Origin of the sequence: Actinoplanes octamycinicus (assembly GCF_014205225.1) — a bacterium.
GTDB classification, from domain to species: Bacteria; Actinomycetota; Actinomycetes; order Mycobacteriales; family Micromonosporaceae; genus Actinoplanes; species Actinoplanes octamycinicus.
Genome location: NZ_JACHNB010000001.1, coordinates 3,042,719 through 3,065,052, shown reverse-complemented (window position 1 = coordinate 3,065,052; position 22,334 = coordinate 3,042,719). Strand labels below are relative to the sequence as shown.

Here is a 22,334-nt window from a genome sequence, read left to right as displayed (position 1 = left end):
ATCAACTTGAGTACGATGAAACGGGCAGGCCACACGGGGCCCGTGGGGGAGCAGCCATGCTTGTGAAGATCGTCGATCAGATCCCCAGCGATGAGATGCACAAGGCCGCTTGGGAACTGTACGAAGGCGCTTTCAAGGACTTGCGGGCGCTGGCCGTACAACGGCATCTGATGTACCGGTCGGAGTTCGACGAGGTGATGCGTGACCAGCGGGTGGACAAGTACCTCTGCCTCGATGACGGTGGCCGGCTGTGCGGCCTGTCCACCTTCACCAACGACCTGAAGGCAATGCCACTGATCGCCCCCGAATACTTCGAGCGACGCTGGCCGGATCTCTATCGGCAGAACAAGATCTGGTACGTCGGCTTCACCGCAGTCGGCAAGGACGCTCGTGACACCCGGGCATTCGCCGAACTCGTCGAGGCCATGCATCGCACGGCGTCCGACATGGACGGAATGATCGCGATCGACTACTGCCGTTACAACGACGACCAACGCAACTTCGGTCGCGTCGTCCGGCTCATGTTGCGCCGCCTGTCCTCGGGCGCGCTACGAGCCGAATGCATGGACCAGCAGTCTTTCTGGATCTACGAATTCCCGACGGCTGCCTGATTGTCGGCTCATGCCATAGGCGCCCTCCACATGCCCCACAGGGGCGGTCCGTCGGGCAGCTGGATCACGGACCGGACCCGGTACCCGTGCCGGAGGTAGAGATCCCGGTTACGCGGATCGTTCGCCTCCAGATAGGCCGGGAGACCGGCCCGGTCCAGCCGGGCGTGATGGCGATCGAGCAGCGCGCTGCCGATGCCCTCGTTCTGCCTGGTCGGCCGGACGGCCAGGAACGCCAGGTAGTGGTGGGGCTCCAGCGGGTGGTGCTCCTCGACCGCCGCGTCCAGGACGTGCACCCGGTCGGACGCGGTCCCGGTGGCCTCCTTGATCCGCCGGTCGTAGTCGGCCGGCGGCGGGATCAGCGAGGTGAGCGGGAACCACAGCGCCACCCCGCACATCCGGCCGTCCTCGGCGTCGGCGGTGCTGTAGACCTCGCCGTACTGCAGGGCGTAATCCACGAAGATCTCGAAGTATCCGGGGGCGGTGCGCCGGCGCAGCGCCGGGTCGGGCTGCAGCCAGCGGGCCACCGGGCCGTCGCCCATCGCCTCGGCGACGAGGTCGGTGATCTCCTCGGTGTCGAACGGCGACACGTGCCGGATCACGAGTTCCTGGATGGCGTAGCTCATTGAGGCTTCCCAACTTGGTCGAACGGGGGGAAGGGACCGAACTCCTGCTCGTAGGGCGCCTGCTCGTAGCGAGCCGGCTCGAACGGCGGGTGGTGCTGGAACGCCAGCGAGTGCGAATGCGGCGGCGGTGGCTCGAAGAAGTCCACCACCGGGCGGTTGTCCACGCCGCGCCCGATCGAGGCGTACGCCTCCGGCCGGGAGTAGCGCACCATGACCGCCCAGAGCGCGCCGAGCACGGCCAGCACCCCGTAGCCCGCCGAGAACGCCCAGTTGAAGATCGAGTCGTCGGCCAGCCCCAGGATGTCGCCGAGGCCCACCACGGTGGCGAACAAGATCACGCTGAGCAGGAAGAACGAGATGATCGGCGTGACCTTGCCGCGCCACGCGTTCTCCCGGTGCGGATGCCGCAGGAAGAACGCGATCACCGCGGCCGAGGTGCCCCACATCAGGATCAGCACGCCGAGGCCGCCGACCGAGGTGAGGTACCCGAAGAGCTGGACCAGCGGGTCGGCACCGGCCAGCCAGTACCCCACGATCACCGCGAGGGACAGCACGCTCTGGGTGATCGAGCCGACCACCGGCGCGCCGGTCCGCGGGTGGGTGTAGCCCCACCGGCTGGGCAGGATCCGCTCCCGGCCGAGGGCGAACTGGTAGCGCGAGACCGCCGCGTGGAACGCCAGCAGGGCGGCGAAGATACTGGTCATGAAGAGCACGTAGCCGAGGGTGATCATGATGTCCGGCACGTGCGGGCCGACCAGGCTGAAGACCAGGTTGGTGGTCTCCTGCCGGGCCAGGCCGGCGATCTGGTCGGTACCGGCGCCGACCGACATGGCCCAGGCGGAGAGCGCGCACATCAGGCCGGTGATCAGCACCGCGATGTGGGTGGCCCGGGTGATCGTGCGTTTCGGGTCCTTCGCCTCCTCGGAGAGCACCACGGTCGCCTCGAAGCCGGTGAAGCCGCTGATGGCGAGCACCATCATGGCCACCACCTCGGGCGTCATCAGCTGCTCCGGGTTGAGCGTGGCGAAACTGACCCCGCCGTCGGCCGGGTTGGCCACCATCACCAGGTCGTAGATCAGCACCACCGCGATCTCGGCGATCAGCAGCACGCCGAGCACCTTGCCGCTCAGGTCCACCCAGAGCATCCCGAGGACCGCGACCAGTGCCCAGGCCACCAGGGCGCAGGCCACCCAGGAGGCGTTGACCCCGACCGCGCCGAGCACGCTCGACGAGACCACGCCGAACAGGCCGAAGAGCCCGGCCTGCATCATCGAGTACGCCGCGAGGGCGACCAGCGCCGCCGAGATGCCGAGCTCCCGGCCCAGCCCGTGGCTGATGTAGGAGTAGAACGCGCCGGAGTTGACGATGTGCCGGCTCATCGCCACGAAGCCGACCGTGAACAGCGACAGGATCGCCGCCACCACCAGGTAGACCAGCGGCAGCGCGGTGTTGCCGACAACCGCGTAGATCGTCGAGATGGCTCCGATGATCACGGTGAGCGGCGCGGCGCCGGCCACCCCGAAGAAGACCACCGACGGCACCCCGAGCCGGTTGCTGGCCAGGGTCTGGCTGACGATGTCGGACGGGCCGGCCGAGCGCGAGTGCAGCTCGGTCAGCATCGTCCCGGCCCAGCGGTCGACGTTGTCCCGGCGGCGCTGGTGGCGTCCTCGGCTCACCGGCGGCCCACCGTCAGCGCCGACCCGACCGACGACTCCGTGCACTCGACAAGCTCGCGGAGGTCGTTCGGGAGTGAGGCGATCATGCTCGGCAACCCGTGGTAGATGTGCGGGTAGTTCTCGAAGCCGTACATGACGTGCCGGGTCAGGCCGGTGGCCACCACGATGCCGACCAGCATCCGGTCGCTCGCGTTCAGCTCCATGCCGCGGACCAGCATGTTGGCGATCCGGGTGGAGGCCCAGGCGGCGGCGTTGCGCTGCCGGGCGGTGTTCGGCATGTAGAGGGTCTGGGTGCTGCCGAGCATCCGGCGCCGGGTGACCGCCTCGACGGCGCCGACCCGCATCAGGCGCTCGGCGACCCGCAGGGCCGAGTCCTGCGCCAGGAATGCCAGCCAGGTCCGTACGTCCCGGTGGTGCGACTGGGCGCAGAGAAGATCGAGAATGTCGTGCGAGAGCGCGTCGCGGGGCGGCCTTTGATCAATGATGAAAAGGTCTCCCTCGCTGATGCCGATGCGACCCTCCAGCACGAGTTCGGAGAGCAATGCGGCGGCCAATCCCAAGCCGGTCGCGCGGGGATGTAGCCTGGACCGCCCGGTGCGGTCCTCGTGTGCGATCAGGTAGTACTGGTCAGCCAACACTTGCGCCACGCCCCTTAGACGCCAGTTCCAATGATCATTTTGCCTGTGTAGCAAAGAAGACAGAACTCGATGTCCGCAGCATCATGTCCCCGACAGCAAGGTCAATGCAAGAAGTACTAGACTTCTTATTCAGTACCTGCTGCTCACCACCTGTTCAACGATCACCAATAGTCGATCATGAATGGGGGTACCTGGATGGTGAGGAACGCTCGTAACATCAGCTTCCTAGGGACCATTAGGGAGTCACAGGTGTCCGATATTGAGGGTCCGACACTGCGTCGCCGCCGCCTCGGCGCCGAGCTCAAACGGTGCCGCGAGGCAGCGCGTTTGACCCAGCAAGAGGTGTCCCGGCATTTCGAATGGCACTCCGCCAAGGTCACCCGGATCGAGACCGCACGGGTCGCGGTGACGCCGCGCGATGTCCGAGATCTACTGACCCTCTACAACGTCGAGGACCCGGCGTACCGCGAGGCGCTGGTCGAGCTGGCCCGGATGTCGCGGGAGCGCACCTGGTGGACCGACTACCGCGACATCATGCGTCCGGGCAACTTCGTCGGGCTCGAGGCGGCCGCCACCTCGATGCGGTCCTGGGAGCCGATCATCCTGCCCGGCCTGCTGCAGACCGAGGCGTACATGCGGGCACTGATCAGTACCGGTCGATCGAACGATCCGCCGCAGCACATCGACCGGCGCATCTCGCTGCGGCTGACCCGGCAGGGCCGGCTCACCGGGGACCGCCCGCTGGAGCTGGCCGCGATCGTCGACGAGGCGGCGGTGCGCCGCATGGTCGGCGGCCCGGACGTGATGAAGGCGCAGCTCGAACACCTGATAGAAATAGCTAAATTGTCGAATGTATCGCTGCAAATCATGCCGTTCGACGCCGGCGAACATCCGTTCCTGGGTGGGGCTGCCACACTTTTGGAATTCCGGGATACCACTCTTTCGGATGTTGTCTACCTGGAAGGTCTCGCGGGAGACTATTACGAGGAGCAGCCCCCTGAGGTTGCCCGATACCGGCAGGAGTTCGAGCGATTGAGCACGAGGGCGCTCGACCATCGCACCACCATCAAGATGATCGAGGGTCTGCTCACCGCTTAGCGACTCCCGAAGCTATCTATGGGAGGGAGGTGCCGAGTTGCTCGCGCACCAACTCAACGGTGCCGTCTGGCGGAAAGGCAGTCGCAGCAACGGCAACGGCGGCAACAACTGCGTCGAGGTAGCGTTCCTCGACGAGGGAATCGCCGTCCGTGACAGCAAGAACCGGACGGGACCAGCTCTCTTGTTCACGACGGCGGAGTGGACCGCCTTCGTGGACTCTGCCAAGGACGGCGAGTTCGATATCGCTTCGTGAGCCTACCGATCGGCTCGCACCGACGGAAGGGTTGTACCGAACTTCTTAGGTGCATGATGTGAGGGAAGCCGTAGCACCCGACCGGGTGCTACGGCTTTCTTCATGGTCGTTCCCGGTCAAGATTCATGACCATTGACATCGACTTTGACCAATGTCAGGGTACGTGCACCGTTGACCGCTCGGTGACGGTCCCCGCCCACCCGGCGGGACGCTCGGTCACCCCGCTGAAGGGACGTCCCCCGCATGCGCCTACGCAGCGCACTCGCCGCCGTCGCGGCCGCCACCGCGATCCTGGCCGGCCCGGCCCCCGCCCAGGCGGCGCCGCCGGCCACCCTGGCCGCCACCACCCTCGCCTCCACCATCACGCTGAGCAACTGCTCCGCGTCACTGGTCCGCTACCCCACCTCGGTCAGCACCGACCGGGCCATGATGCTCACCAACGGACACTGCTACGAGGGTGGCCTGATCCCGGCCGGCACCGTCCTGCAGAACCGCAGCAGCAGCCGCTCCGGCACCCTGCTGAACAGCAGCGGCAGCGCGCTCGGCACGGTCCGCGCGGACCGGATCCTGTACGCCACGATGACCGGCACCGACGTCACGCTCTACCGGCTCACCACCACCTACGCCACGCTCAGCAGCCGCTACGGCGCGACCCCGCTGACCATCGCGGCCAGCCGCCCGGCCGCCGGCCTGAGCATCGCCATCCCGTCCAGCTACTGGAAGCGGATCTGGAACTGCCGGATCGACAGCTTCGTCAGCACGCTGCGCGAGGACGAGTGGACCTGGCGCGACTCGATCCGCTACAACCCGGACTGCGACACCATCCACGGCACCTCCGGCTCCCCGATCGTCAGCGCCAGCACCGGCCAGGTCGTCGGCATCAACAACACCGGCAACGACGACGGCGAGATGTGCACCCTGAACAACCCGTGCGAAGTCGACGCGAACGGCACCACGCACGCCTACCAGGGCCAGAGCTACGGCGAGCAGACGTACTGGTTCACCACCTGCCTGACCAGCTCGCGCACCATCGACCTGACCAAGTCCGGCTGCCTGCTGACCAAGCCGTAGCCGGCCCGCGCCCGGCCGGCGGTCCCCCGGCCGGGCGCGGACCCCTCCGATCAAGAGCCTCTTCCGGTACGCCGCCAGCACCGCCGCGGGTCACCGCCCAGCCGCGCCTCGGGGTCCGGCTGGTCTCCATGGGTGTCTCGGCAAGCCCGAGACACCCATGGAGACCAGCCGGTCGATACCGAAGCCGTCGCGGGGACCGCCGGTCGATGCCGAGGTGGGGTTGGGGACCAGCCCGTCGATGCCGCGGCGCGGTTGAGGACCAGCCCGTCGATGCCGCGGCGCGGTTGAGGACCAGCCCGTCGATGCCGAGCCGCGGTTGAGGATCAGCCCGTCGATGCCGAGGCGATCCTGAAGACCAGCCCGTCGATGCAGTGTGCGCACCTGTCCGCGCCCGCCACTTCCCACTCCCCGCCCGCCCAGGGGGCCGCCCCGAAGACAGTGTGGCGCGGGAGCGGGATCTGACGAGGCCGGGCTGTGGACAATGCGCTGATGTGGACAACGCGCGGAGATTGCGACGCGCTGGGGCAGCACCGCGCTGAGATGCGGAACGCAGACAGCGAACCGCAGGCAGCTGAGCACAGCTGGCGAGGCACCGACAGCTGAGCACGGGCAGCGAACCGCAGGCAGGAGAGCACACGCAGCGAAGCGCAAGCAGCAAGGCGCAGGGAGCGGAGCACGGCTAGCGAAGCGCAGCCAGCGAACGGCAGAAAGCTGAGCACACGCAGCGAAGCACAGGCCGCAAAGCGCAGATAGCTGAGCACAGGCAGCTGAGTACAGCTGGCGAAGCGCAGGCAACAAAGCGCAGGAAGCTCAGCACCGGCAGCTAAGCACAGCTGGTGAAGCGCAGGCAGCAGACCGCAGGAAGCTCAGCACCTGCAGCAAGCCACAGCGAGCGGACCGCAGGGAGCACATCGCAGGTAGCTCAGCACAGGCAGCTGAGCACACGCAGCGAAGCACAGCTAGCGAGGGGCCACCGGACGGTCAAGCGCCGCCGGACGGTCAAAGCGCTACGAGACGGTCAAGACCCACGGTCAAGCGCCACCAGAAGGTCAAGCGCCACGGTCAAGCGCCACCAGAAGGTCAAGCGCCACGGTCAAGCGCCACCAGAAGGTCAGGCGCCACCGGACGGTCAAGCAACCCGGGCAACCGGAGCGTGGTGCCCGGTGACCAGGACCGCGACCGGCTCCGCGGGCAGCAGGTGCCGGACCGCGGTGGCGTGCGCGGCCGCCAGGATCGCCTCCTGGCAGAGGCTGTGCCAGTTGCGCCGGGCGGCCTGCGAGTCGCGCCAGGCCAGCGCCTCGGCTTCGACGGCGCGCTGCCAGACCGCCTCCAGGTGGTCCGCGCTGGCCCGCTGGATGACCAGTTCCTGCTCGACCGGGTGCAGCCGGGCGTCCCAGCCGCCCCGGCCGGTCAGGGCGTCGGCGACCGCGCTGGTCGGCAGTTCGCCACGCTCGGCGGCGGCCCGGACGGCCAGGTGCAGGTGGCGCTCGCGGTCGGCGTACTCGGCGGGGCTCTGCGCGGTGTACGGGGTGCCGAAGGCCGCCGCCCGCCGGCTGCGCCGGGCCCGGGAGTCGGCTGCCTGCCAGGCCCGGAACGCCGCGTCGACCCGTTCGGCGGCCGCCTCCCAGTGCTCCTGCCAGCGGTCGGTGGCGTATCCGGCGCGCTCGGCCGCGACCCGGACCTCCTCGGCGTAGCGGACCGTCCGGACCGCCCCGGCCTCGGCCCGGAGCCGGTCCGCACGCCGCGCAGCGGAGCCTCGGAAGATCCGGCGGAGCAGCTCCATGCGCCCCGGCGAGCGCTTGCCGGCCGGAGCCCAGCCTCCCGAGGTGCACTCGGCGCCCGGAGCAGCCCAGCCGCCCGGCAGACGGCTCGAAAGCGCAGCGACACCCGGAAGTCCGTCCGAGGAGCCCAGCAAGCCGTCGGAGAGGTCCGCCAGGCCGTCGGAGAAGCCCGCCACGCCGTCCGAGAGGCCCACCACGCCGTCGGAGAGGCCCACCACGCCGTCGGAGAAGCCCGCCACGCCGTCCGGGACGGCTGACCGGAAACCGGGTGACGCCTCACCCGGAACAGGCGAGCCGGATGCCGCCACGCCCGCGGAAATGGCCGCATTCAGAACTGGCGCGCCGCCCATGACCCGATTCGTGGGAACGGTCTCCTCCGAATCGAATGAGACCGATGAGAGAGCCGCGGCGGACGAGAGCGGAACGGCGACGGAAACGGATTCGGCGGCGGCGGAAAGGGGTGCGGCGGGGGCGGCCGGAACGGCGTACCGGAAAGCGGCTCCCTCCTCCGCGGCGACCGTGCGGTAGGAGACCGCCGCCTCCACCGCGAACTCGGCGGAGACCGCGTCGGTCGCGAAGAAGTCGAGCGGCGCGGCGGCCTCGGCCGCCGCCCGCGGCCGGGCCGGGCGGCCGATCAGAAACGCCCACGCCTCGGCCAGCGCCCGGCCCGGATTGCGAACTTTGGCCGGACTGGCCAGGACCACCATGGCCGGCACGGTGGCCAGCCAGAGGGCACCCCAGATCGCCACCGGGGCCGGCTCGTTCATCAGCATTTCGGCGACCATGTTCATGCGTTTCGTCCGTTTCCGCTCGTCGGTTTCCGCTGGCCGGGCACGTGCACACGACCGCGGGAACAGCCGATGGACGGCCGTTCCCGGGGTTCAGGCGACGGTGCGGGGCGGCGCTCGCGAACCCGCGGACCCGGCCGAGCGCTGCGCGGGCAGGACGCGCGTGCGGTCGGTGACCGGGCAGCCGGAGACCGGCTCGGCGGGCGGAGCGGTGACCTCGGCCGGAGCGGCCGGAGCCGGTGCGGCGGAGGTGGTCGCGGCGGTGCTGGAGACCGTGGCCGCGGCGGAAACGGAGGCGCCCTGGACGACCGGTGCGATGGTGGCCGGGGTCGCGGGAGCCGCGAGGAAGGCCAGCAGCAGTGCCAGGAGCGCGGGCAACGACCGGAGCGCCGAGGTGCGGCGCGCGGTCGTCGTCATGGCTGTCAAGGTATCCGTCCGCGCTGGCCGGCCGGGGGACGCGGCGCGCCGCGCGGGCGGGTTCACCCGCAGGTGGCGGCGGGGGCGGGACCCGGGCCGGCCCCTTCGCCCGCGTGGGAACCGGCCCGGGCCGTCGGTGCCGCCAACGGCACGGTTCGAGCCAGTATGGGCGACTTCCGCGGTATCGGTGTCCGGATTAACTCGGATTTAAAGTTCCTCATCTGGCGGCCGCCGGGGCCGATCAGACCGTCCGGACCGAACAGTGCGTCCACGACGGGAGCGATCATGCGCAGACCAGCCGGCGCCGCCGACCCGGTGCTGCTCGCCCTGCTGCTCGGCACCCTGCTGCTATTCCCGCTCTTCCTCACCGGCCTGGGCGGCAACGGCGCGTCGTGGACCGTGCAGACGGCGATCGACCTGCTGGACGTGTGTTTCGCCGCGCGGCTGGCCACCCACCCGGACGTCCCGGCGACGGCTCGCCGGTTCTGGCGGGCGGTGGCCGTGGCCTGCGGGGCGTGCGCGCTCGGCGACGGATTCCAGACCGTTCTGGTGTACGCCGGAGCCGGCGGGCGGATCAGCGTCGTGCAGACCGCGTTCGTGGTGACCGGCATGGCGATCGTGGTCGGCGCGATGCTGCGGCATCCGCTCGGCGGCGAGGGCCGGCAGCGGCTGCGGCTCTGGCTGGACGCGGCCACCGTGCTCACCGGCGTCGCCGTCTTCCTCTGGTACTTCCTGCTCGCCGACGAGCTGGGCGGCGCGGACGACGCCAGCCGGTGGGGCGCCGCGGCCACCGCCGTGGTGATGATGCTGATCACGTTCGGGCTGCTCAAACTGATCTTCAGTGGCACCGCGCCGTTCACCCGGGCGGCCGGGCTGCTCGGCTGCTTCGGGGTGGCCGGGACCGCGCTGGGCGCCTCGGTGGCCGGCGTGCTGTTCGGCGACGCCCTGCCGCCCGGCGTGCTGCCGCTGGTCCAGCTCCTGCCCTGCGTGGTCATCCTGAGCACGCTGCGACTCCAGCTGCTGCACACCCGGCCGGCCGGCCCGGCCGGCGACCGGGCGCCCGGGCACCGGCCCAGCCGGCTGCCCTACCTCGCCGTGATCGCCACCCAGGTGCTGCTGGTCAGTGCGCTGCACGGCGGCGAGCCCGGCCTGCGGACCTGGGGCGTGGCGCTGGGCGCGGTGGCGATCACCACGCTGGTGCTCGGCCGCCAGCTCTCCGCGGTCCGTGACAACGAGCGGCTGCTGACCGAGCTCGACCAGCAGCGGGAGTGGTTCCGGGCGCTGGTCCAGAACACCTCCGACCTGACCGTCGTGGTGCGCCGCGACGGCGTGGTGCGGTACGCCAGCCCGGCCGCCGAGCGGGTACTCGGCCGGGACCCGGCGGAGCTGCTCGGCACCTCGCTGTACGACTGCACGCACCCGGACGACCTGCTGACGGTGGACGAGCACGTGGCCCGAAGGCTCGCCGAGCCGGGCCGCAGCGTGGCCGCCCAGGTGCGCTGGCAGCACGCGGACGGCACGTACCGATGGCTGGATCTGATCAGCACCGACCTGTATCAGAACCCGAACGTCCGGGGCGTGGTGATCAACGCCCGGGACGCCAGCGAGACCCGCGCGCTGCACGACGAGTTGCAGCGGCAGGCCACCCACGACGCGCTGACCGGACTGGCCAACCGGGTGCTGCTGCAGCGCCGGATCGACGAGGCGGCCGGCGCCACCGGCCAGGCCGCGATCAGCATGCTGCTGATCGACCTGGACGGGTTCAAGGCGATCAACGACCGGCACGGGCACCACGCCGGCGACCAGGTGCTGATGCAGGTCGCCGAGCGGCTGAGCGGGCTGCTCGGGTCCGGCGAGGTGGCCGCCCGGCTGGGCGGCGACGAGTTCGCCGTGCTGCTCCGCGGCGCCGGGCCGGACGCGGCGGCGCGGCTGGCCGAGCGGATCGCCGCGGTGGTCGCCGAGCCGATGCTGATCGGCGGGCACTGGCTGACCGTGGGCGCCAGCGTCGGGGTGGCCTCCGGCCGGCCCGGCGACGGGGACCGGCTGCTGCGTGAGGCGGACGCCGCGATGTACCGGCGCAAGCACGATCGCCGGGCGGGCGCCCAGCCGGTGCGCTGACACCGGCCGGGCGCGTCCGCGTCACCAGGTGAAGAAGTTCTCCTGGGTCTGCGCGTTGAACTGCCGGGTCCGGAACCAGTCGGCGCCGCGCAGCCGGCGGTCGTCGACCTTCAGCACGTCCAGGCCCTTCTGGATGTCGCTGGAGTAGACGTAGCCGTTGTACCAGTACGCCGACCAGGAGCCGCCCAGGATCAGCCGCTCGGTGCTCAGCGGCCCGCGCTCCCAGTAGGCGATCTCCACCGGCTTGCGCGAGTCGGTGAAGTCCCAGATCGAGATGCCGCCCTGGTACCAGGCCTGCACCATGACGTCGCGGCCGGGCACCGGGATCAGCGAGCCGTTGTGGGCCACGCAGTTCTCGGTCGCGGCGTTCTCCCGCGGGATCTTGAAGTAGCTGCGGAACTGCAGGGTGAGCCGCTTGCCCTTGCCGGTGATGTCGTAGATCGCGTCGGCGCCGCGGTCCGGGCCGACGGTCGGGTTGCAGGTCGCGCCGCCACCGCCGCCCAGCTCGTCGGTGAAGACCACCTTGGTGCCGGCGTTGTTGAACGTCGCCGAGTGCCAGAACGCGAAGTTCGTCGTGTCCCGGACCGTGGTGATCACCTTGGGCGCCACCGGGTTCGAGATGTCGAACAGCGCGCCGTCGCCCATGCAGGCGCCGGCCGCGATGTCCCGCTGCGGGTACGCGGTGATGTCGTGGCATCCGGTGGTCGGCGAGCTGTCCTCGTCACCCTCGTAGCCGCCGTCCGGGAACAGCACCGGGGTGGCCACCACGGCGGCCGCGGCCGGGTTCCGCAGCGGCACCTTGACGATCGAGATCTTGTCGTGCGGCAGCGCGCAGTTCGGCACGCTCGCGCCCGACAGGTTGTACGACGACACGTACAGATAAACCGATTTGTCGCGGCCCTTGCCCGGGACCAGCGTCTCGGTGTGCGAGCCGCAGTCGGTCTTGACCGCGGCCACGTAGCGCGGGTTCAGCGGGTCCTTGACGTCGAAGACCTTGATCCCCTCCCAGCGCGGCGTCTCGGCCGGCGCGGTGCCGGGCACCGCGACGCTGGCGCACGAGTCGTCGGAGCGCTGCGAGTCGGTGGCCAGGAAGAGCAGGTCGCCGTGGATCGACAGGTCGTTCTGCGAGCCCGGGCAGAGCACCTGGGTGGCGATCTTCGGGTCGCGCGGGTTGCTGATGTCGTAGACGGTGAAGCCGTTGTAGTTGCCGCTGAACGCGTAGTGTCCGCGGAACGCCCAGTCGGTGTTGTACGAGTTCTCCGCGGCGAACGGGCCGCCGGTCTTGTTGTCCAGGTGGCCGACCTGGGTGATGTTCGGGCTGCTGACGATCTCGTCCACCCCGGGCACGGCGGTCGTGCCGGCCCGGGCCGGTGCGGCGACCGTCAGGCTGAGCATGATCGCGATCGCGGCCAGCCCTCGTGAGGCCAGGTGCTTCATGGAGCTCCTTCCGGCTGCGAGTCACCGGCGGGCACCACATGTGAACGTGTGCGCACCACCAGCGACATCGATGACTTTGGCTACGATAGCCGCCGGAGGGGGATCGATGAATCGCCGGATGTGGATCGTTGTGCCCGTCGTTCTGGTCGCCGTGGCGGCGACCGTGGTGCTGTCGCAGCGCCGGGAGGAGCCGCCGGCTGCCGCTCCCCCGGTCCGCGTGGTGGTGCCGGGACGCCCCGGGGAGTCCGCCGTTGTGACCGACTCCGATCATCTTGAGGCGCCGGACGGATCGCTCTACAACGCGATCGACGTGACCTACGCGCAGATGATGATCGCGCACCACGCGCAGGCCGTCGAGATGGCCGGGCTGGCCACCGGCCGGGCCGGGAACGCCGGGGTGCGTGCCCTGGCCGGCCGGATCAGCGCCGCCCAGCAACCCGAGATCGAGGTGCTCCGGTCCTGGCTGCGGGACCGCGGCAAGCCGGAGAACGAGCCCGGCCACGACCACGCCGGGATGCCCGGGATGCAGACCGCGGCCGCGATGAGCACGCTGGCCGGGGCGCGTGGCGCCGACTTCGACCGCCGGTTCGTGACCATGATGATCGAGCACCACCGCGGCGCGCAGCAGATGGCCGGTGATCTGCTGCGCGGCGGGATGGATCAGCGACTGTCCGAAATGGCCAATGAGACGGCGGTCGAGCAGGGCAGCGAGATCAACCGCCTCAACGACCTGGACGTCGCCTAGGCCTTAGCGCCTAGAGGTGCATGCCGCCGGAGGCCTCGATCCGCTGGCCGGTGATCCAGCGGGTGTCGGTGCCGAGCATCGCGGTGATGACGCCGGCGATCTCCTCCGGCTCACCGACCCGGCCGAGCGCGATCACCCGGGCCAGACCCTCGCGGACCTGCTCGTTGTCCCGCAGCATGCCGCCGGCGAACTCGGTGGCGGCCGGGCCGGGGGCGACCGTGTTGGCGGTGATGCCACGGGCGGCCGCCTCCTTGGCCAGGTAGCGGGTGAAGACCTCGATGGCGCCCTTCATCGAGGCGTAGGCGGCGTAGCCGTCCCCGGTGAACCGGGCCAGACCGGTCGACAGGTTGACGATCCGGCCCCCGTCGGCGATCAGCGGGAGCAGCTTCTGGGTCAGGAAGAAGACGCCGCGGAAGTGCACGTTCAGCAGCTCGTCGAAGGCCTCGACGGTGGTGTCGGCGATCGACGCGTGCACCCCGACGCCGGCGTTGTTGACCAGGAAGTCGAAGTCCTCCCGGCCGAACCGGTCGCGCAGCACCCGCCGCAGCTCGGTGGCGAAGTCGTCGTAGGTCTCGAGGGCGCCGACGGTGAGCTCCAGCGGGATCGCGTCGATCTTCTCGCCGGGGTCGCCGCGGTGCGTGTAGATCACCTCGATGCCGGCCTCGATCAGGGCCAGGGCGGTGGCCCGGCCGAGTCCGCGGTTGCCACCGGTGATCAGGGCGATTCTGGGCATGGCACAGCCTTTCCAGGAGTTGCGGAGCGAAAGAGCCTTTTTCGTACGAAAAAGCGGTGTGGTCGTCAGGCGACGGCGGCGAGCAGTTGCAGCTTCTCGTAACTGGGCGAACCGGGCGCCGCGGTGAACACCAGCAGGGTGTGTTCCTGCTCCGGGTCGTGCAGGTTCTGGCACCACAGTTCGAGCTCGCCGAGGTCCGGGTGGACCAGCGTCTTGCGGTCGACGTGGGTCAGGCCGACCTGGTGCTCGTCCCAGAGCGCGGCGAACTCGGGGCTGGCCGCGAGCAGCGCCGCGACGATCTCCCCGGCCCGGCCGTCCGGGTCGGCCGTGTAGGCCCGGCGCAGGCTCGCGGTGAAGTACCGCGCGTGCTTCGGGTGGTCCCGCTCCGGGTAGACGCGCCGGCTCGCCGGGTCGGTGAACCAGCGGTAGACGGTCGCCCGGGCCAGCCCGGTGAACCGGGTCTCGTCACCGAACAGGGCCTGCGCCATCGGCGTCTGGCGCAGCGTCTCGCCGCACCGGGACAGCACCATGGCCGGGGTGTCCATCAGCCGGTCGACGATCCGCATCATGCCGGGGCTGATGTGGTCGTCGCGCAGCGACCGGCGCGGCGCCGGGTGCCCGCCCAGCCGGAACAGGTGGTCCCGCTCGGCCAGGCTCAGGTGCATGGCCCGGGCCAGCGCGGCCAGCATCTGGTCGGACGGCGCCGGGCCGCGCTGCTGCTCGATTCGCCCGTAGTAGTCGGCCGACATGCCGGCCAGCGCCGCCACCTCCTCCCGCCGCAGGCCACCGGTCCGCCGGCGCGGCCCGCGCGGCAGTCCGACATCCTCCGGTTGCAGGGCCTCGCGGCGGGTCCGAAGAAAATGGGCCAGTTGTTCCCGATCCATGACCCAAGTCTCCCCTTCCGTGATCGACCGATGAAGGCCATGGTTATCCCCGGACTGTCTGTCCCTGGACAGCGCGGATTGACGGCGGCTGTCACCCTGTGAGCCCGCTGCGAGAGAACAGGACCGAGTCTTCATGGGGAACGGATTCGTCGAGGCCGCCCTGAGCTTCCCCACCGTTCTCCTGACCCCGTTGCTGATCCTGGTGATCGGTTACTGGCTCGTGGTGATCGTGGGCGGCGCCGACCCGGAGGCCGGGCACGGCCACGGCGCGCTGCTCGGTGTGCCGATCCCGGTCTTCGTCTCGCTGCTGGTGGCGCTCGCCTGGTTCGGGACCCTGGCCGGCGCGCAGTGGCACGGGCCGGCGCCGCTCTGGCTGGTCCCGCTGGCCGCCCTGGTGGTCGCCGCGATCCTGACCCGGCTGGTGGCCATCCCGCTGCGCCGGCTGCTGCCCACCGGCCCGGACGCCTCCCGCGCCGACTTCGTCGGCCTGACCTGCGTCATCCGCACCGGCCGGGTGACCGGCACGTTCGGCCAGGCCGAGGTGCACGCCCCGGACGGCTCGTCGGCGATCATCCAGGTCCGCCAGACCGGCGCGGACCAGTTGCCCGCCGGCACCGTCGCCCTCATCTACGACGTCGACCCGGAGGGCGAGTTCTTCTGGGTCGTCCCTGCTGATATCGCCAAGAAAGGCCTTTGATGGACGTTGTCTCCACCGGTTTCGGTGTGCTTGTCGCCGTCGTCGTACTGATCACGCTCGGCGTGCTGTTCTTCCTCAGCCGGATGTTCCGGAAGGTGGAACAGGGCAAGGCTCTGATCGTCTCCAAGGTGCGCCGGGTGGACGTGACCTTCACCGGCGCGGTGGTGCTGCCCGTCCTGCACAAGGCCGAGATCATGGACATCTCGGTGAAGACGATCGAGATCTCCCGCACCGGCCGGGAGGGCCTGATCTGCCGGGACAACATCCGGGCCGACATCCGGATCACCTTCTTCGTCCGGGTCAACAAGACCACCGAGGACGTGATCAAGGTGGCCCAGGCGATCGGCACCAGCCGGGCCAGCAACGAGGCGACGCTGCAGGAGCTGTTCAACGCGAAGTTCTCCGAGGCGCTCAAGACCGTCGGCAAGCAGCTCGACTTCGTCGACCTCTACACCAAGCGCAACGACTTCCGGGACCAGATCATCGAGGTGATCGGCACCGATCTGAACGGGTACAGCCTGGAGGACGCGGCCATCGACTTCCTCGAGCAGACCCCGCTCGGCTCGCTGGACCCGAAGAACATCCTGGACGCCCAGGGCATCCGCAAGATCACTGAGCTGACCGCGATCGAGGCGGTGCGCACCAACGACTTCCGGCGCAACGAGGAGAAGGAGATCACCCGCCAGGACGTGGACGCCCGCGAGGCGATCCTCGAGCTGGAGCGCCGCAAGGCGGACGCGGAGATCAAGCAGCGCCGCGAGATCGAGACCATCCGGGCCCGCGAGGAGGCCGAGATCGCGCTGGCCCGGGCCGAGGAGACGCTGCGCTCGGAGGCCGCCCGGATCAAGACCGAGCAGCAGCTCGGCGTGCAGGCGGAGAACAAGAACCGGGAGATCGCGGTCGCCGAGAAGAACCGCGAGCGGGTCATCGCGATCGAGACCGAGCGGATCGAGAAGGACCGGATGCTCGAGGTGATCGGCCGGCAGCGGGAGACCGAGCTGTCCACCATCGCCAAGGACAAGGAGGTCGAGACCGAGAAGCGGTCGATGGCCGAGGTGATCCGGGAGCGGATCGCGGTGGAGAAGACGGTCGCCGAGCAGGAGGAGAACATCAAGCGCCTGCGCACCGTCGAGGAGGCCGAGCGGACCCGCCAGGCGGTCATCATCAACGCCGAGGCGGAGGCGCAGGAGGCACTGGTCAAGGACATCAAGGCGGCCGAGGCGGCGGAGGCCGCGGCCAAGTTCAAGGCCCGCGAGCAGCTGCTGCTCGCCGAGGCCCGGCAGCAGTCCGCCGAGCTGGACGCGCGCGCCAAGATCCGGCTGGCCGAGGGCATCCAGGCGGAGACCGCCGCGGCCGGCCTGGCCGACGTCCAGGTCCGCGAGCGCAACGCCGAGGTGATCGAGAAGACCGGCCGCGCCGAGGCCGAGGTGATCGAGAAGACCGGTCTGGCCGAGGCCGCGGTGGAGCGGCAGAAGGCGCTGGTCGCCGCCGAGGCGATCAAGGAGAAGCTGAAGGGCGAGGCGGAGGGCCTGGAGCAGAAGGCCGGCGCGATGGCCACCCTCGACGACGTCACCCGCGCGCACGAGGAGTACCGCCTGCGGCTGGAGATGGAGAAGGAGATCCGGCTGGCCGGCATCACCGTGCACAAGGAGATCGCCGAGGCGCAGGCCATGGTGGTCGCGGCCGGCCTGGAGAAAGCCGACATCGACATCGTCGGCGGCGACTCGGTCTTCTTCGACAAGCTGGTCGGCTCGATCTCGCTCGGCAAGAGCCTCGACGGCTTCGTCGAGCACAGCACGGTCGCCCAGACGGTCGGCGCGCGCTACCTCAACGGCGAGGGCGACCTGGCCGACGACCTGCGCAAGGTGGCCGGCGCGGTGTCGACCGCGGACGTGGCGAACCTGAGCGTGGCGGCGGCGGTGGCGAACCAGATCAAGGCCGACAAGAAGGACCGGTCTGAGTGACCGAGTCGACCATCGACGCGGGCACCTACGAGGTGCTCCGGGCCCGGCTCGCGGCGAAGGCCCGCGAGCTGGGCGCGCGGGCCGAGGCGCTGAACACGCGCCGGGTCGAGGTCTTCGGCGCCCAGCAGACCCAGTTGCTCGGCGCGGAGCGGATCCGGACCGGCAACAACTGCGTGCCGGCCGACGTCGCGCCGGCCGGCGAGGCGCTGCTGTTCGGCGCCAACGCGTTCCTCGGGATGAAGGCCGAGACGTCGGTCGACGACGTGTTCACCGTGGTGGACCGGCAGTTCCAGCCGGTCCAGGCGCCCGGGTTGCTGGACGACCCGGGCTTCCGGCGGGACTTCGCCGAGCTGTACCGCTACTACAAGGAGACCCGGCTGCGGCAGCTGCGCCGGGTCGAGGGGCTGCTGCTCGCGGTCTTCCAGACCGGGGCGCGGGCCGACGACCTCAAGGTGCTGCGCTGGCGGGTCGGCCCGGACGGGTCGGTGGCCTACCAGGACGCCCGCGGGGAACGCGACCACGTGCTCCCGCCCACGCACGACTTCACCTGGACGGTCACCACCCGCGAGCAGCACGTGCTGGGCCGGCACCCGCACGTCTCGATCGAGGACGAGGTGTTCGTCGAGGCGGTCGGCGGGACGCTGACCGTCAAGGTGGAGAACAACACCGAGGACGGCGAGGGCATCTTCTCCGAGCCGGTCGACGAGCCGCTGCAGAGCCTCGCCGACGCGGAGATCTCGTACGCCCGGGTCGGGCCGATGATCCTGCTGCGGGTGCTGCCCTACCAGGAGACCGCGTACCGGTACCTGATCTTCAACACCCGCACCCGGGACGTGCAGCGCCTGGACGGGATCGGGCAGGCCTGCCGGCGGCTGCCGGAGGACCAGGGCGTGATCTTCCCCGGCGGCTACTACCTGGCCACCGGGGTGTCCAAGACGTTCGACCAGGACACCAGCGGGCTGGCCTTCGAGCGGGTGGTCCGGTCGGTGAACGGCGAGGACGTGCTGCACGTCTTCCACGACGCCGGCACCGGGCGCTACCTGCTGCTGCCGTACAACGTGATCCGCAAAGAGGTGGCCACGCCGATCACCGGGCACGGCTACGCGATCTTCGACGACGGCACGCTGGTGGTGCTGCGCAGCCCCGGGGACGAGCCGTCCCGGGTCCATCCGGTGCAGGTGTGGCAGACGCCGTACGTCTCGGACGCGCACGCCGCCGCCCAGCCGGCCGGGACCGGACCGCTCGACCGGATCGGCAACGCCGACCTGGTCCGGGGCATCGCCGACGCGCTGTCGGTGACCCGGATGGTGGACGAGATGTCCGCGGCCGGGCCGGTCTTCGAGGCGATCATCGCGGCCTGCACCCGGGCCTTCGACACCTACCACTGGCTCGGCGACCCGGAGCTGGAAAACCTGGCCGAGCCGCTCACCGAGGTGCGCGCCGCGGCCACCCAGGTGCTCGACGAGTTCGCCTCGGTGCAGGCGCTCACCCAGCAGGCCGAGCAGGCCCTGGCCGAGGCGTCCGCGGCGGCCGGCTCGCTGGTCCGGCGGGCCGAGTCGGAGGCGCCGACCAGCACCGGCGGCTGGATCAGCCGGCTCGCCGAGTTGCGCCGGGAGCGCGGCCGGCTGGCCGGGCTGCGCGAGATGCGCTACGCCGACCTGACCCGGCTGGACGAGATCGACGCCTCGCTGATCACCGCCACCGACGACACCGCCCGCCGCGCGGTCGAGTTCCTGCGCCGCCCGGACGCGTTCGCCGACTACCAGTCCGGGGTCGAGGAGCTGGCCGGGCAGGCCGCCGCGATCGGCACGGTCGCCGAGGCCGAGCCGGTCGCCGAGCGGATCACCGAGCAGTCCGACGGGCTGCAGGTGGTCACCGAGGTGGTCGGCGGCCTGGAGATCGCCGACGCCACCGTGCGGGTGTCCATCCTGGAGCAGATCGGCACGGTGCTGGGCGGGCTCAACCGGGCCCGGGCCACACTGGACGGTCGCCGCCGGGAGCTGGCCGCGGTCGAGGGCCGGGCCGCGTTCGCCGCCGAGTTCGCGCTCTTCGGCCAGTCGGTGTCCGCCGCGCTGGCCGCCGCGGACACCCCGGAACGCTGCGACGAGCACCTGGCCCGGCTGATGGCCCAGGTGGAGACCCTGGAGACCCGGTTCGGTGACGTCGACGACTTCGGCGAGCGGCTGGCCGCCAAGCGCACCGAGGTCTACGAGGCGATCGCCGGCCGCCGTCAGTCGCTGCTCGACGAGCGGGCCCGCCGGGCCGACAAGCTGGCCGACTCGGCCCGCCGGATCCTGGACGCGGTGCACCGCCGGATCCTCACCCTGGGCGACCCGGACGAGGTCAACACCTACTTCGCCACCGATCCGATGGTGGCCAAGGTCCGGTCGGTCGCCGAGGAGCTGCGCGCGGCCGGCGACACGGTCCGCGCCGAGGAGCTGGACGGGCAGCTCAAGGCGGCCCGGCAGGAGGCCGGGCGGGCGCTGCGGGACCGGCAGGACCTGTTCGGCGAGGGTGGCATCCGGCTGGGCCGGCACACCTTCGCGGTCAACGAGCAGGCGATCGACCTCACCCTGGTCCCGCACGACGGCGGGCTGGCCTACGCGATCACCGGCACCGACTACCGCGCGCCGGTCACCGACCCGGGGTTCCGGCAGACCCGGGAGTTCTGGGACCAGCCGCTGGTCTCCGAGTACCGGGAGCTGTACCGCGCCGAGCACCTGGCCGCGGCGATCCTCGCCGACGACCCGGCGGCCGCGACCGCGGCGCTGACCGAGGGCACCTTGCGGGAGCTGGTCCGCCGGGCCGCCGAGGCACGGTACGACGAGGGGTACGAGCGGGGTGTCCACGACGCCGACGCCACGGTGATCCTGGACGCGCTGCTGCGCCTGCACGCCGGAGCCGGGCTGCTCCGCTACGACCCGCACACCCGGGCCGAGGCGCAGCTGTTCTGGGCCTTCCACACCACCGAGGAGCAGCGCAAGCTCTGGACGCTGCGGGCGTCGTCGCTGGTCCGGGCGCGGGAGCTGTTCGGCTCGGCCGGCGCCGCGCTGGACGAGCTGCGGTCCGAACTGGACACCGCGGCCGGCGTGCCGGTCGGTGCGTACCTGGTGGAGGAGCTGGCCGCCGGTCATGGCTTCGCCACCAGCGCCGGAGCCCGCACCCTCCTCGACCGGTTCCACCGCGAGCTGGGCGGGGCCCGGTTCGCGGACGACCTGCGCGCGCTGGAATCCGATCTCGCCGCCCGCCGGCAGCTGGCGCACGCCTGGCTCGACGCCTTCCTGCACGCCAAGCCGGATGCGGGCGACCGGTCCGACCTGGCCGAGGCGGTGGCCGTCGAGCTGACCGGCACCGCCCTGTCGCGGTACGACGTGTCGGCCGCGACGAGCGAGACCGTGTCCGGCCTGCTCGGCGTGCACCCGCGGATCACCGACGGGCACCTGACGGTCCGCCTGGACGCGCTGCTCGACCGGACCCGGGAGTTCCGCGAGGTCCGGATGCCCGCCTACCGGGCCTACCAGAAGCAGCGGGCCGCGCTGGCCGCCGCCGAGCGCGACCGGCTCCGGCTCGACGAGTTCAAGCCCCGGGTGATGACCACCTTCGTCCGCAACCGGCTGCTCGACGAGGTCTACCTGCCGCTGATCGGCGACAACCTGGCCCGCCAGCTCGGCGCGGCCGGCGACGACAAACGCACCGACCGGTCCGGCCTGCTGCTGCTCATCTCGCCGCCCGGCTACGGCAAGACCACCCTGATGGAATACGTGGCCGACCGCCTCGGGCTGATCTTCGTCAAGGTCAACGGACCGGCGCTGGGGCACGGCGTCACCTCGCTGGACCCGGCCGACGCGCCGGACGCCACCGCCCGGCAGGAGGTGGAGAAGATCTCCCTCGCCCTGGAGATGGGCAACAACGTGCTGCTCTACCTGGACGACATCCAGCACACCAACCCGGAGCTGTTGCAGAAGTTCATCTCGCTGTGCGACGCGCAGCGCCGGATGGAGGGCGTCTGGGACGGCCGGACCCGGACGTACGACCTGCGCGGCAAGCGGTTCGCGGTGTGCATGGCGGGCAACCCGTACACCGAGTCGGGCAAGCGGTTCCGGATCCCGGACATGCTGGCCAACCGGGCCGACGTGTGGAACCTCGGTGACGTGCTGGCCGGCCGGGAGGACCTGTTCGAGCTGTCCTATCTGGAGAACGCGCTGACCGCGAACACCGTGCTGGCGCCGCTGGCCGGGCGGGACACCGCCGACCTGCCGCTGCTGCTGCGGCTGGCCGAGGGCGACGAGGCGGCGCGGGCGGACCGGTTGTCGTACCCGTACTCGGCGGCCGAGCTGGAGCAGATCCTGGCCGTGCTGCGCAAGATGAAGCGGGTGCAGCGGGTGGTGCTGCGGGTCAACCAGGCGTACATCGCCTCGGCCGCGCAGGCCGACGCGAGCCGCACCGAGCCGCCGTTCAAGCTGCAGGGCTCCTACCGCAACATGAACAAGCTGGCCGAGCGGATCGTGCCGGCGATGAACGACGACGAGCTGGAGCAGGTGCTCGACGACCACTACCTGGGCGAGGCGCAGACCCTCACCGGCGGCGCCGAGGCCAACCTGCTGAAGCTGGCCGAGATCCGCGGCCGGCTGGACCCGGCCCGCGCCGGGCGGTGGGCCGAGGTCAAGGCCGGGTACCTGCGCGAGCAGGCGCTCGGCGGGAGCGAGGCCGACCCGATGTCCCGGGCGGCCGGCGCGGTGGCCCTGGTCGCCGACCGGGTCGCCGCGGTGGAGGCGGCGATCGGCCGGCTGGGCCGCTGAC

At 70.8% G+C, this 22,334-nt stretch carries 17 protein-coding genes; 9 read left to right on the top strand and 8 right to left on the bottom strand.

Translation table 11 applies throughout. The annotated features are described in order from the left end of the window. Nucleotides 1-56: 56 nt before the first annotated feature. Complete coding sequence (locus BJY16_RS13750; protein WP_185039839.1) at nucleotides 57-611, top strand: hypothetical protein; 555 nt, start codon at nucleotides 57-59, stop codon at nucleotides 609-611. Between the two features lie 8 nt (nucleotides 612-619). On the opposite strand, the gene BJY16_RS13745 is transcribed toward BJY16_RS13750, so the two are convergent. The 3 genes from BJY16_RS13745 to BJY16_RS13735 are packed head-to-tail and all read right to left on the bottom strand — an operon-like array spanning nucleotide 620 to nucleotide 3,548. After that, entirely contained in the window at nucleotides 620-1,234 is a 615-nt protein-coding gene (locus BJY16_RS13745) for a GNAT family N-acetyltransferase (protein ID WP_185039838.1), read from the bottom strand. Then, nucleotides 1,231-2,910, bottom strand: a complete 1,680-nt coding sequence (locus BJY16_RS13740; RefSeq protein WP_239177355.1) for an APC family permease — start codon at nucleotides 2,908-2,910, stop codon at nucleotides 1,231-1,233. Before BJY16_RS13740 ends, BJY16_RS13745 begins: the two co-directional genes overlap by 4 nt. Continuing rightward, nucleotides 2,907-3,548: a GOLPH3/VPS74 family protein gene (locus tag BJY16_RS13735; RefSeq protein ID WP_185046429.1), complete on the bottom strand. Its 642-nt coding sequence runs from the start codon at nucleotides 3,546-3,548 to the stop codon at nucleotides 2,907-2,909. Before BJY16_RS13735 ends, BJY16_RS13740 begins: the two co-directional genes overlap by 4 nt. Before the next feature lie 249 nt (nucleotides 3,549-3,797). On the opposite strand from BJY16_RS13735, the gene BJY16_RS13730 reads away from it, so the two are divergent. The 3 genes from BJY16_RS13730 (at nucleotide 3,798) to BJY16_RS13720 (ending at nucleotide 5,970) form a co-directional block, all read left to right on the top strand. Beyond that, complete coding sequence (locus tag BJY16_RS13730; protein WP_185039837.1) at nucleotides 3,798-4,646, top strand: helix-turn-helix domain-containing protein; 849 nt, start codon at nucleotides 3,798-3,800, stop codon at nucleotides 4,644-4,646. A gap of 37 nt (nucleotides 4,647-4,683) precedes the next feature. Then, nucleotides 4,684-4,899, top strand: coding sequence for a DUF397 domain-containing protein (locus tag BJY16_RS13725; RefSeq protein ID WP_185039836.1), 216 nt, complete (start codon nucleotides 4,684-4,686; stop codon nucleotides 4,897-4,899). A gap of 243 nt (nucleotides 4,900-5,142) precedes the next feature. Then, nucleotides 5,143-5,970: a S1 family peptidase gene (locus BJY16_RS13720; protein WP_185039835.1), complete on the top strand. Its 828-nt coding sequence runs from the start codon at nucleotides 5,143-5,145 to the stop codon at nucleotides 5,968-5,970. 1,129 nt (nucleotides 5,971-7,099) lie between these two features. On the opposite strand, the gene BJY16_RS13715 is transcribed toward BJY16_RS13720, so the two are convergent. Both BJY16_RS13715 and BJY16_RS13710 read right to left on the bottom strand, forming a co-directional pair. Beyond that, a complete protein-coding gene (locus BJY16_RS13715; RefSeq protein WP_185039834.1) occupies nucleotides 7,100-8,524 on the bottom strand; it encodes a hypothetical protein in 1,425 nt (474 codons plus the stop codon). A 108-nt stretch (nucleotides 8,525-8,632) separates the two neighbouring features. Further along, nucleotides 8,633-8,956 (bottom strand): hypothetical protein, encoded by a 324-nt coding sequence (locus tag BJY16_RS13710; protein ID WP_185039833.1) that lies wholly within the window; start codon nucleotides 8,954-8,956, stop codon nucleotides 8,633-8,635. A 285-nt stretch (nucleotides 8,957-9,241) separates the two neighbouring features. Between BJY16_RS13710 and BJY16_RS13705 the strand changes: the two genes are divergently transcribed. Then, the gene (locus tag BJY16_RS13705) at nucleotides 9,242-11,074 is read left to right on the top strand and encodes a diguanylate cyclase domain-containing protein (RefSeq protein WP_185039832.1); all 1,833 of its coding nucleotides are present in this window, start codon (nucleotides 9,242-9,244) and stop codon (nucleotides 11,072-11,074) included. 21 nt (nucleotides 11,075-11,095) lie between these two features. On the opposite strand, the gene BJY16_RS13700 is transcribed toward BJY16_RS13705, so the two are convergent. After that, on the bottom strand, nucleotides 11,096-12,511 hold the full coding sequence (locus BJY16_RS13700; RefSeq protein ID WP_239177358.1) for an LVIVD repeat-containing protein: 1,416 nt from the start codon (nucleotides 12,509-12,511) through the stop codon (nucleotides 11,096-11,098). Between the two features lie 118 nt (nucleotides 12,512-12,629). Here BJY16_RS13700 and BJY16_RS13695 point away from each other — a divergent pair, with 118 nt between their 5' ends. After that, entirely contained in the window at nucleotides 12,630-13,256 is a 627-nt protein-coding gene (locus BJY16_RS13695; RefSeq protein WP_239177359.1) for a DUF305 domain-containing protein, read from the top strand. A gap of 10 nt (nucleotides 13,257-13,266) precedes the next feature. On the opposite strand, the gene BJY16_RS13690 is transcribed toward BJY16_RS13695, so the two are convergent. Both BJY16_RS13690 and BJY16_RS13685 read right to left on the bottom strand, forming a co-directional pair. Further along, nucleotides 13,267-13,989, bottom strand: coding sequence for an SDR family NAD(P)-dependent oxidoreductase (locus tag BJY16_RS13690; RefSeq protein ID WP_185039830.1), 723 nt, complete (start codon nucleotides 13,987-13,989; stop codon nucleotides 13,267-13,269). A 65-nt stretch (nucleotides 13,990-14,054) separates the two neighbouring features. Beyond that, nucleotides 14,055-14,873, bottom strand: a complete 819-nt coding sequence (locus BJY16_RS13685) for a helix-turn-helix transcriptional regulator (protein ID WP_185039829.1) — start codon at nucleotides 14,871-14,873, stop codon at nucleotides 14,055-14,057. A gap of 133 nt (nucleotides 14,874-15,006) precedes the next feature. Here BJY16_RS13685 and BJY16_RS13680 point away from each other — a divergent pair, with 133 nt between their 5' ends. Genes BJY16_RS13680 through BJY16_RS13670 form a run of 3 tightly spaced genes read left to right on the top strand, consistent with a single transcriptional unit; the run spans nucleotide 15,007 to nucleotide 22,333 of the window. After that, nucleotides 15,007-15,570: a hypothetical protein gene (locus BJY16_RS13680; RefSeq protein WP_185039828.1), complete on the top strand. Its 564-nt coding sequence runs from the start codon at nucleotides 15,007-15,009 to the stop codon at nucleotides 15,568-15,570. After that, a complete protein-coding gene (locus BJY16_RS13675; RefSeq protein ID WP_185039827.1) occupies nucleotides 15,570-17,534 on the top strand; it encodes an SPFH domain-containing protein in 1,965 nt (654 codons plus the stop codon). The genes BJY16_RS13680 and BJY16_RS13675 overlap by 1 nt, the downstream gene beginning before the upstream one ends. Continuing rightward, complete coding sequence (locus BJY16_RS13670) at nucleotides 17,531-22,333, top strand: DNA repair ATPase (protein ID WP_185039826.1); 4,803 nt, start codon at nucleotides 17,531-17,533, stop codon at nucleotides 22,331-22,333. Before BJY16_RS13675 ends, BJY16_RS13670 begins: the two co-directional genes overlap by 4 nt. The last annotated feature ends 1 nt before the right edge of the window (nucleotide 22,334 follow it).

What these genes read in the sequence shown, in the direction of transcription:
- BJY16_RS13720 (WP_185039835.1), top strand. Translation starts at nt 5,143, where the DNA reads ATGCGCCTACGCAGCGCACTCGCCGCCGTCGCGGCCGCCACCGCGATC.
- BJY16_RS13680 (WP_185039828.1), top strand. Translation starts at nt 15,007, where the DNA reads ATGGGGAACGGATTCGTCGAGGCCGCCCTGAGCTTCCCCACCGTTCTC.
- BJY16_RS13685 (WP_185039829.1), bottom strand. Translation starts at nt 14,873, where the DNA reads ATGGATCGGGAACAACTGGCCCATTTTCTTCGGACCCGCCGCGAGGCC.
- BJY16_RS13705 (WP_185039832.1), top strand. Translation starts at nt 9,242, where the DNA reads ATGCGCAGACCAGCCGGCGCCGCCGACCCGGTGCTGCTCGCCCTGCTG.
- BJY16_RS13745 (WP_185039838.1), bottom strand. Translation starts at nt 1,234, where the DNA reads ATGAGCTACGCCATCCAGGAACTCGTGATCCGGCACGTGTCGCCGTTC.
- BJY16_RS13700 (WP_239177358.1), bottom strand. Translation starts at nt 12,511, where the DNA reads ATGAAGCACCTGGCCTCACGAGGGCTGGCCGCGATCGCGATCATGCTC.
- BJY16_RS13690 (WP_185039830.1), bottom strand. Translation starts at nt 13,989, where the DNA reads ATGCCCAGAATCGCCCTGATCACCGGTGGCAACCGCGGACTCGGCCGG.
- BJY16_RS13715 (WP_185039834.1), bottom strand. Translation starts at nt 8,524, where the DNA reads ATGCTGATGAACGAGCCGGCCCCGGTGGCGATCTGGGGTGCCCTCTGG.
- BJY16_RS13750 (WP_185039839.1), top strand. Translation starts at nt 57, where the DNA reads ATGCTTGTGAAGATCGTCGATCAGATCCCCAGCGATGAGATGCACAAG.
- BJY16_RS13710 (WP_185039833.1), bottom strand. Translation starts at nt 8,956, where the DNA reads ATGACGACGACCGCGCGCCGCACCTCGGCGCTCCGGTCGTTGCCCGCG.
- BJY16_RS13695 (WP_239177359.1), top strand. Translation starts at nt 12,630, where the DNA reads ATGTGGATCGTTGTGCCCGTCGTTCTGGTCGCCGTGGCGGCGACCGTG.
- BJY16_RS13675 (WP_185039827.1), top strand. Translation starts at nt 15,570, where the DNA reads ATGGACGTTGTCTCCACCGGTTTCGGTGTGCTTGTCGCCGTCGTCGTA.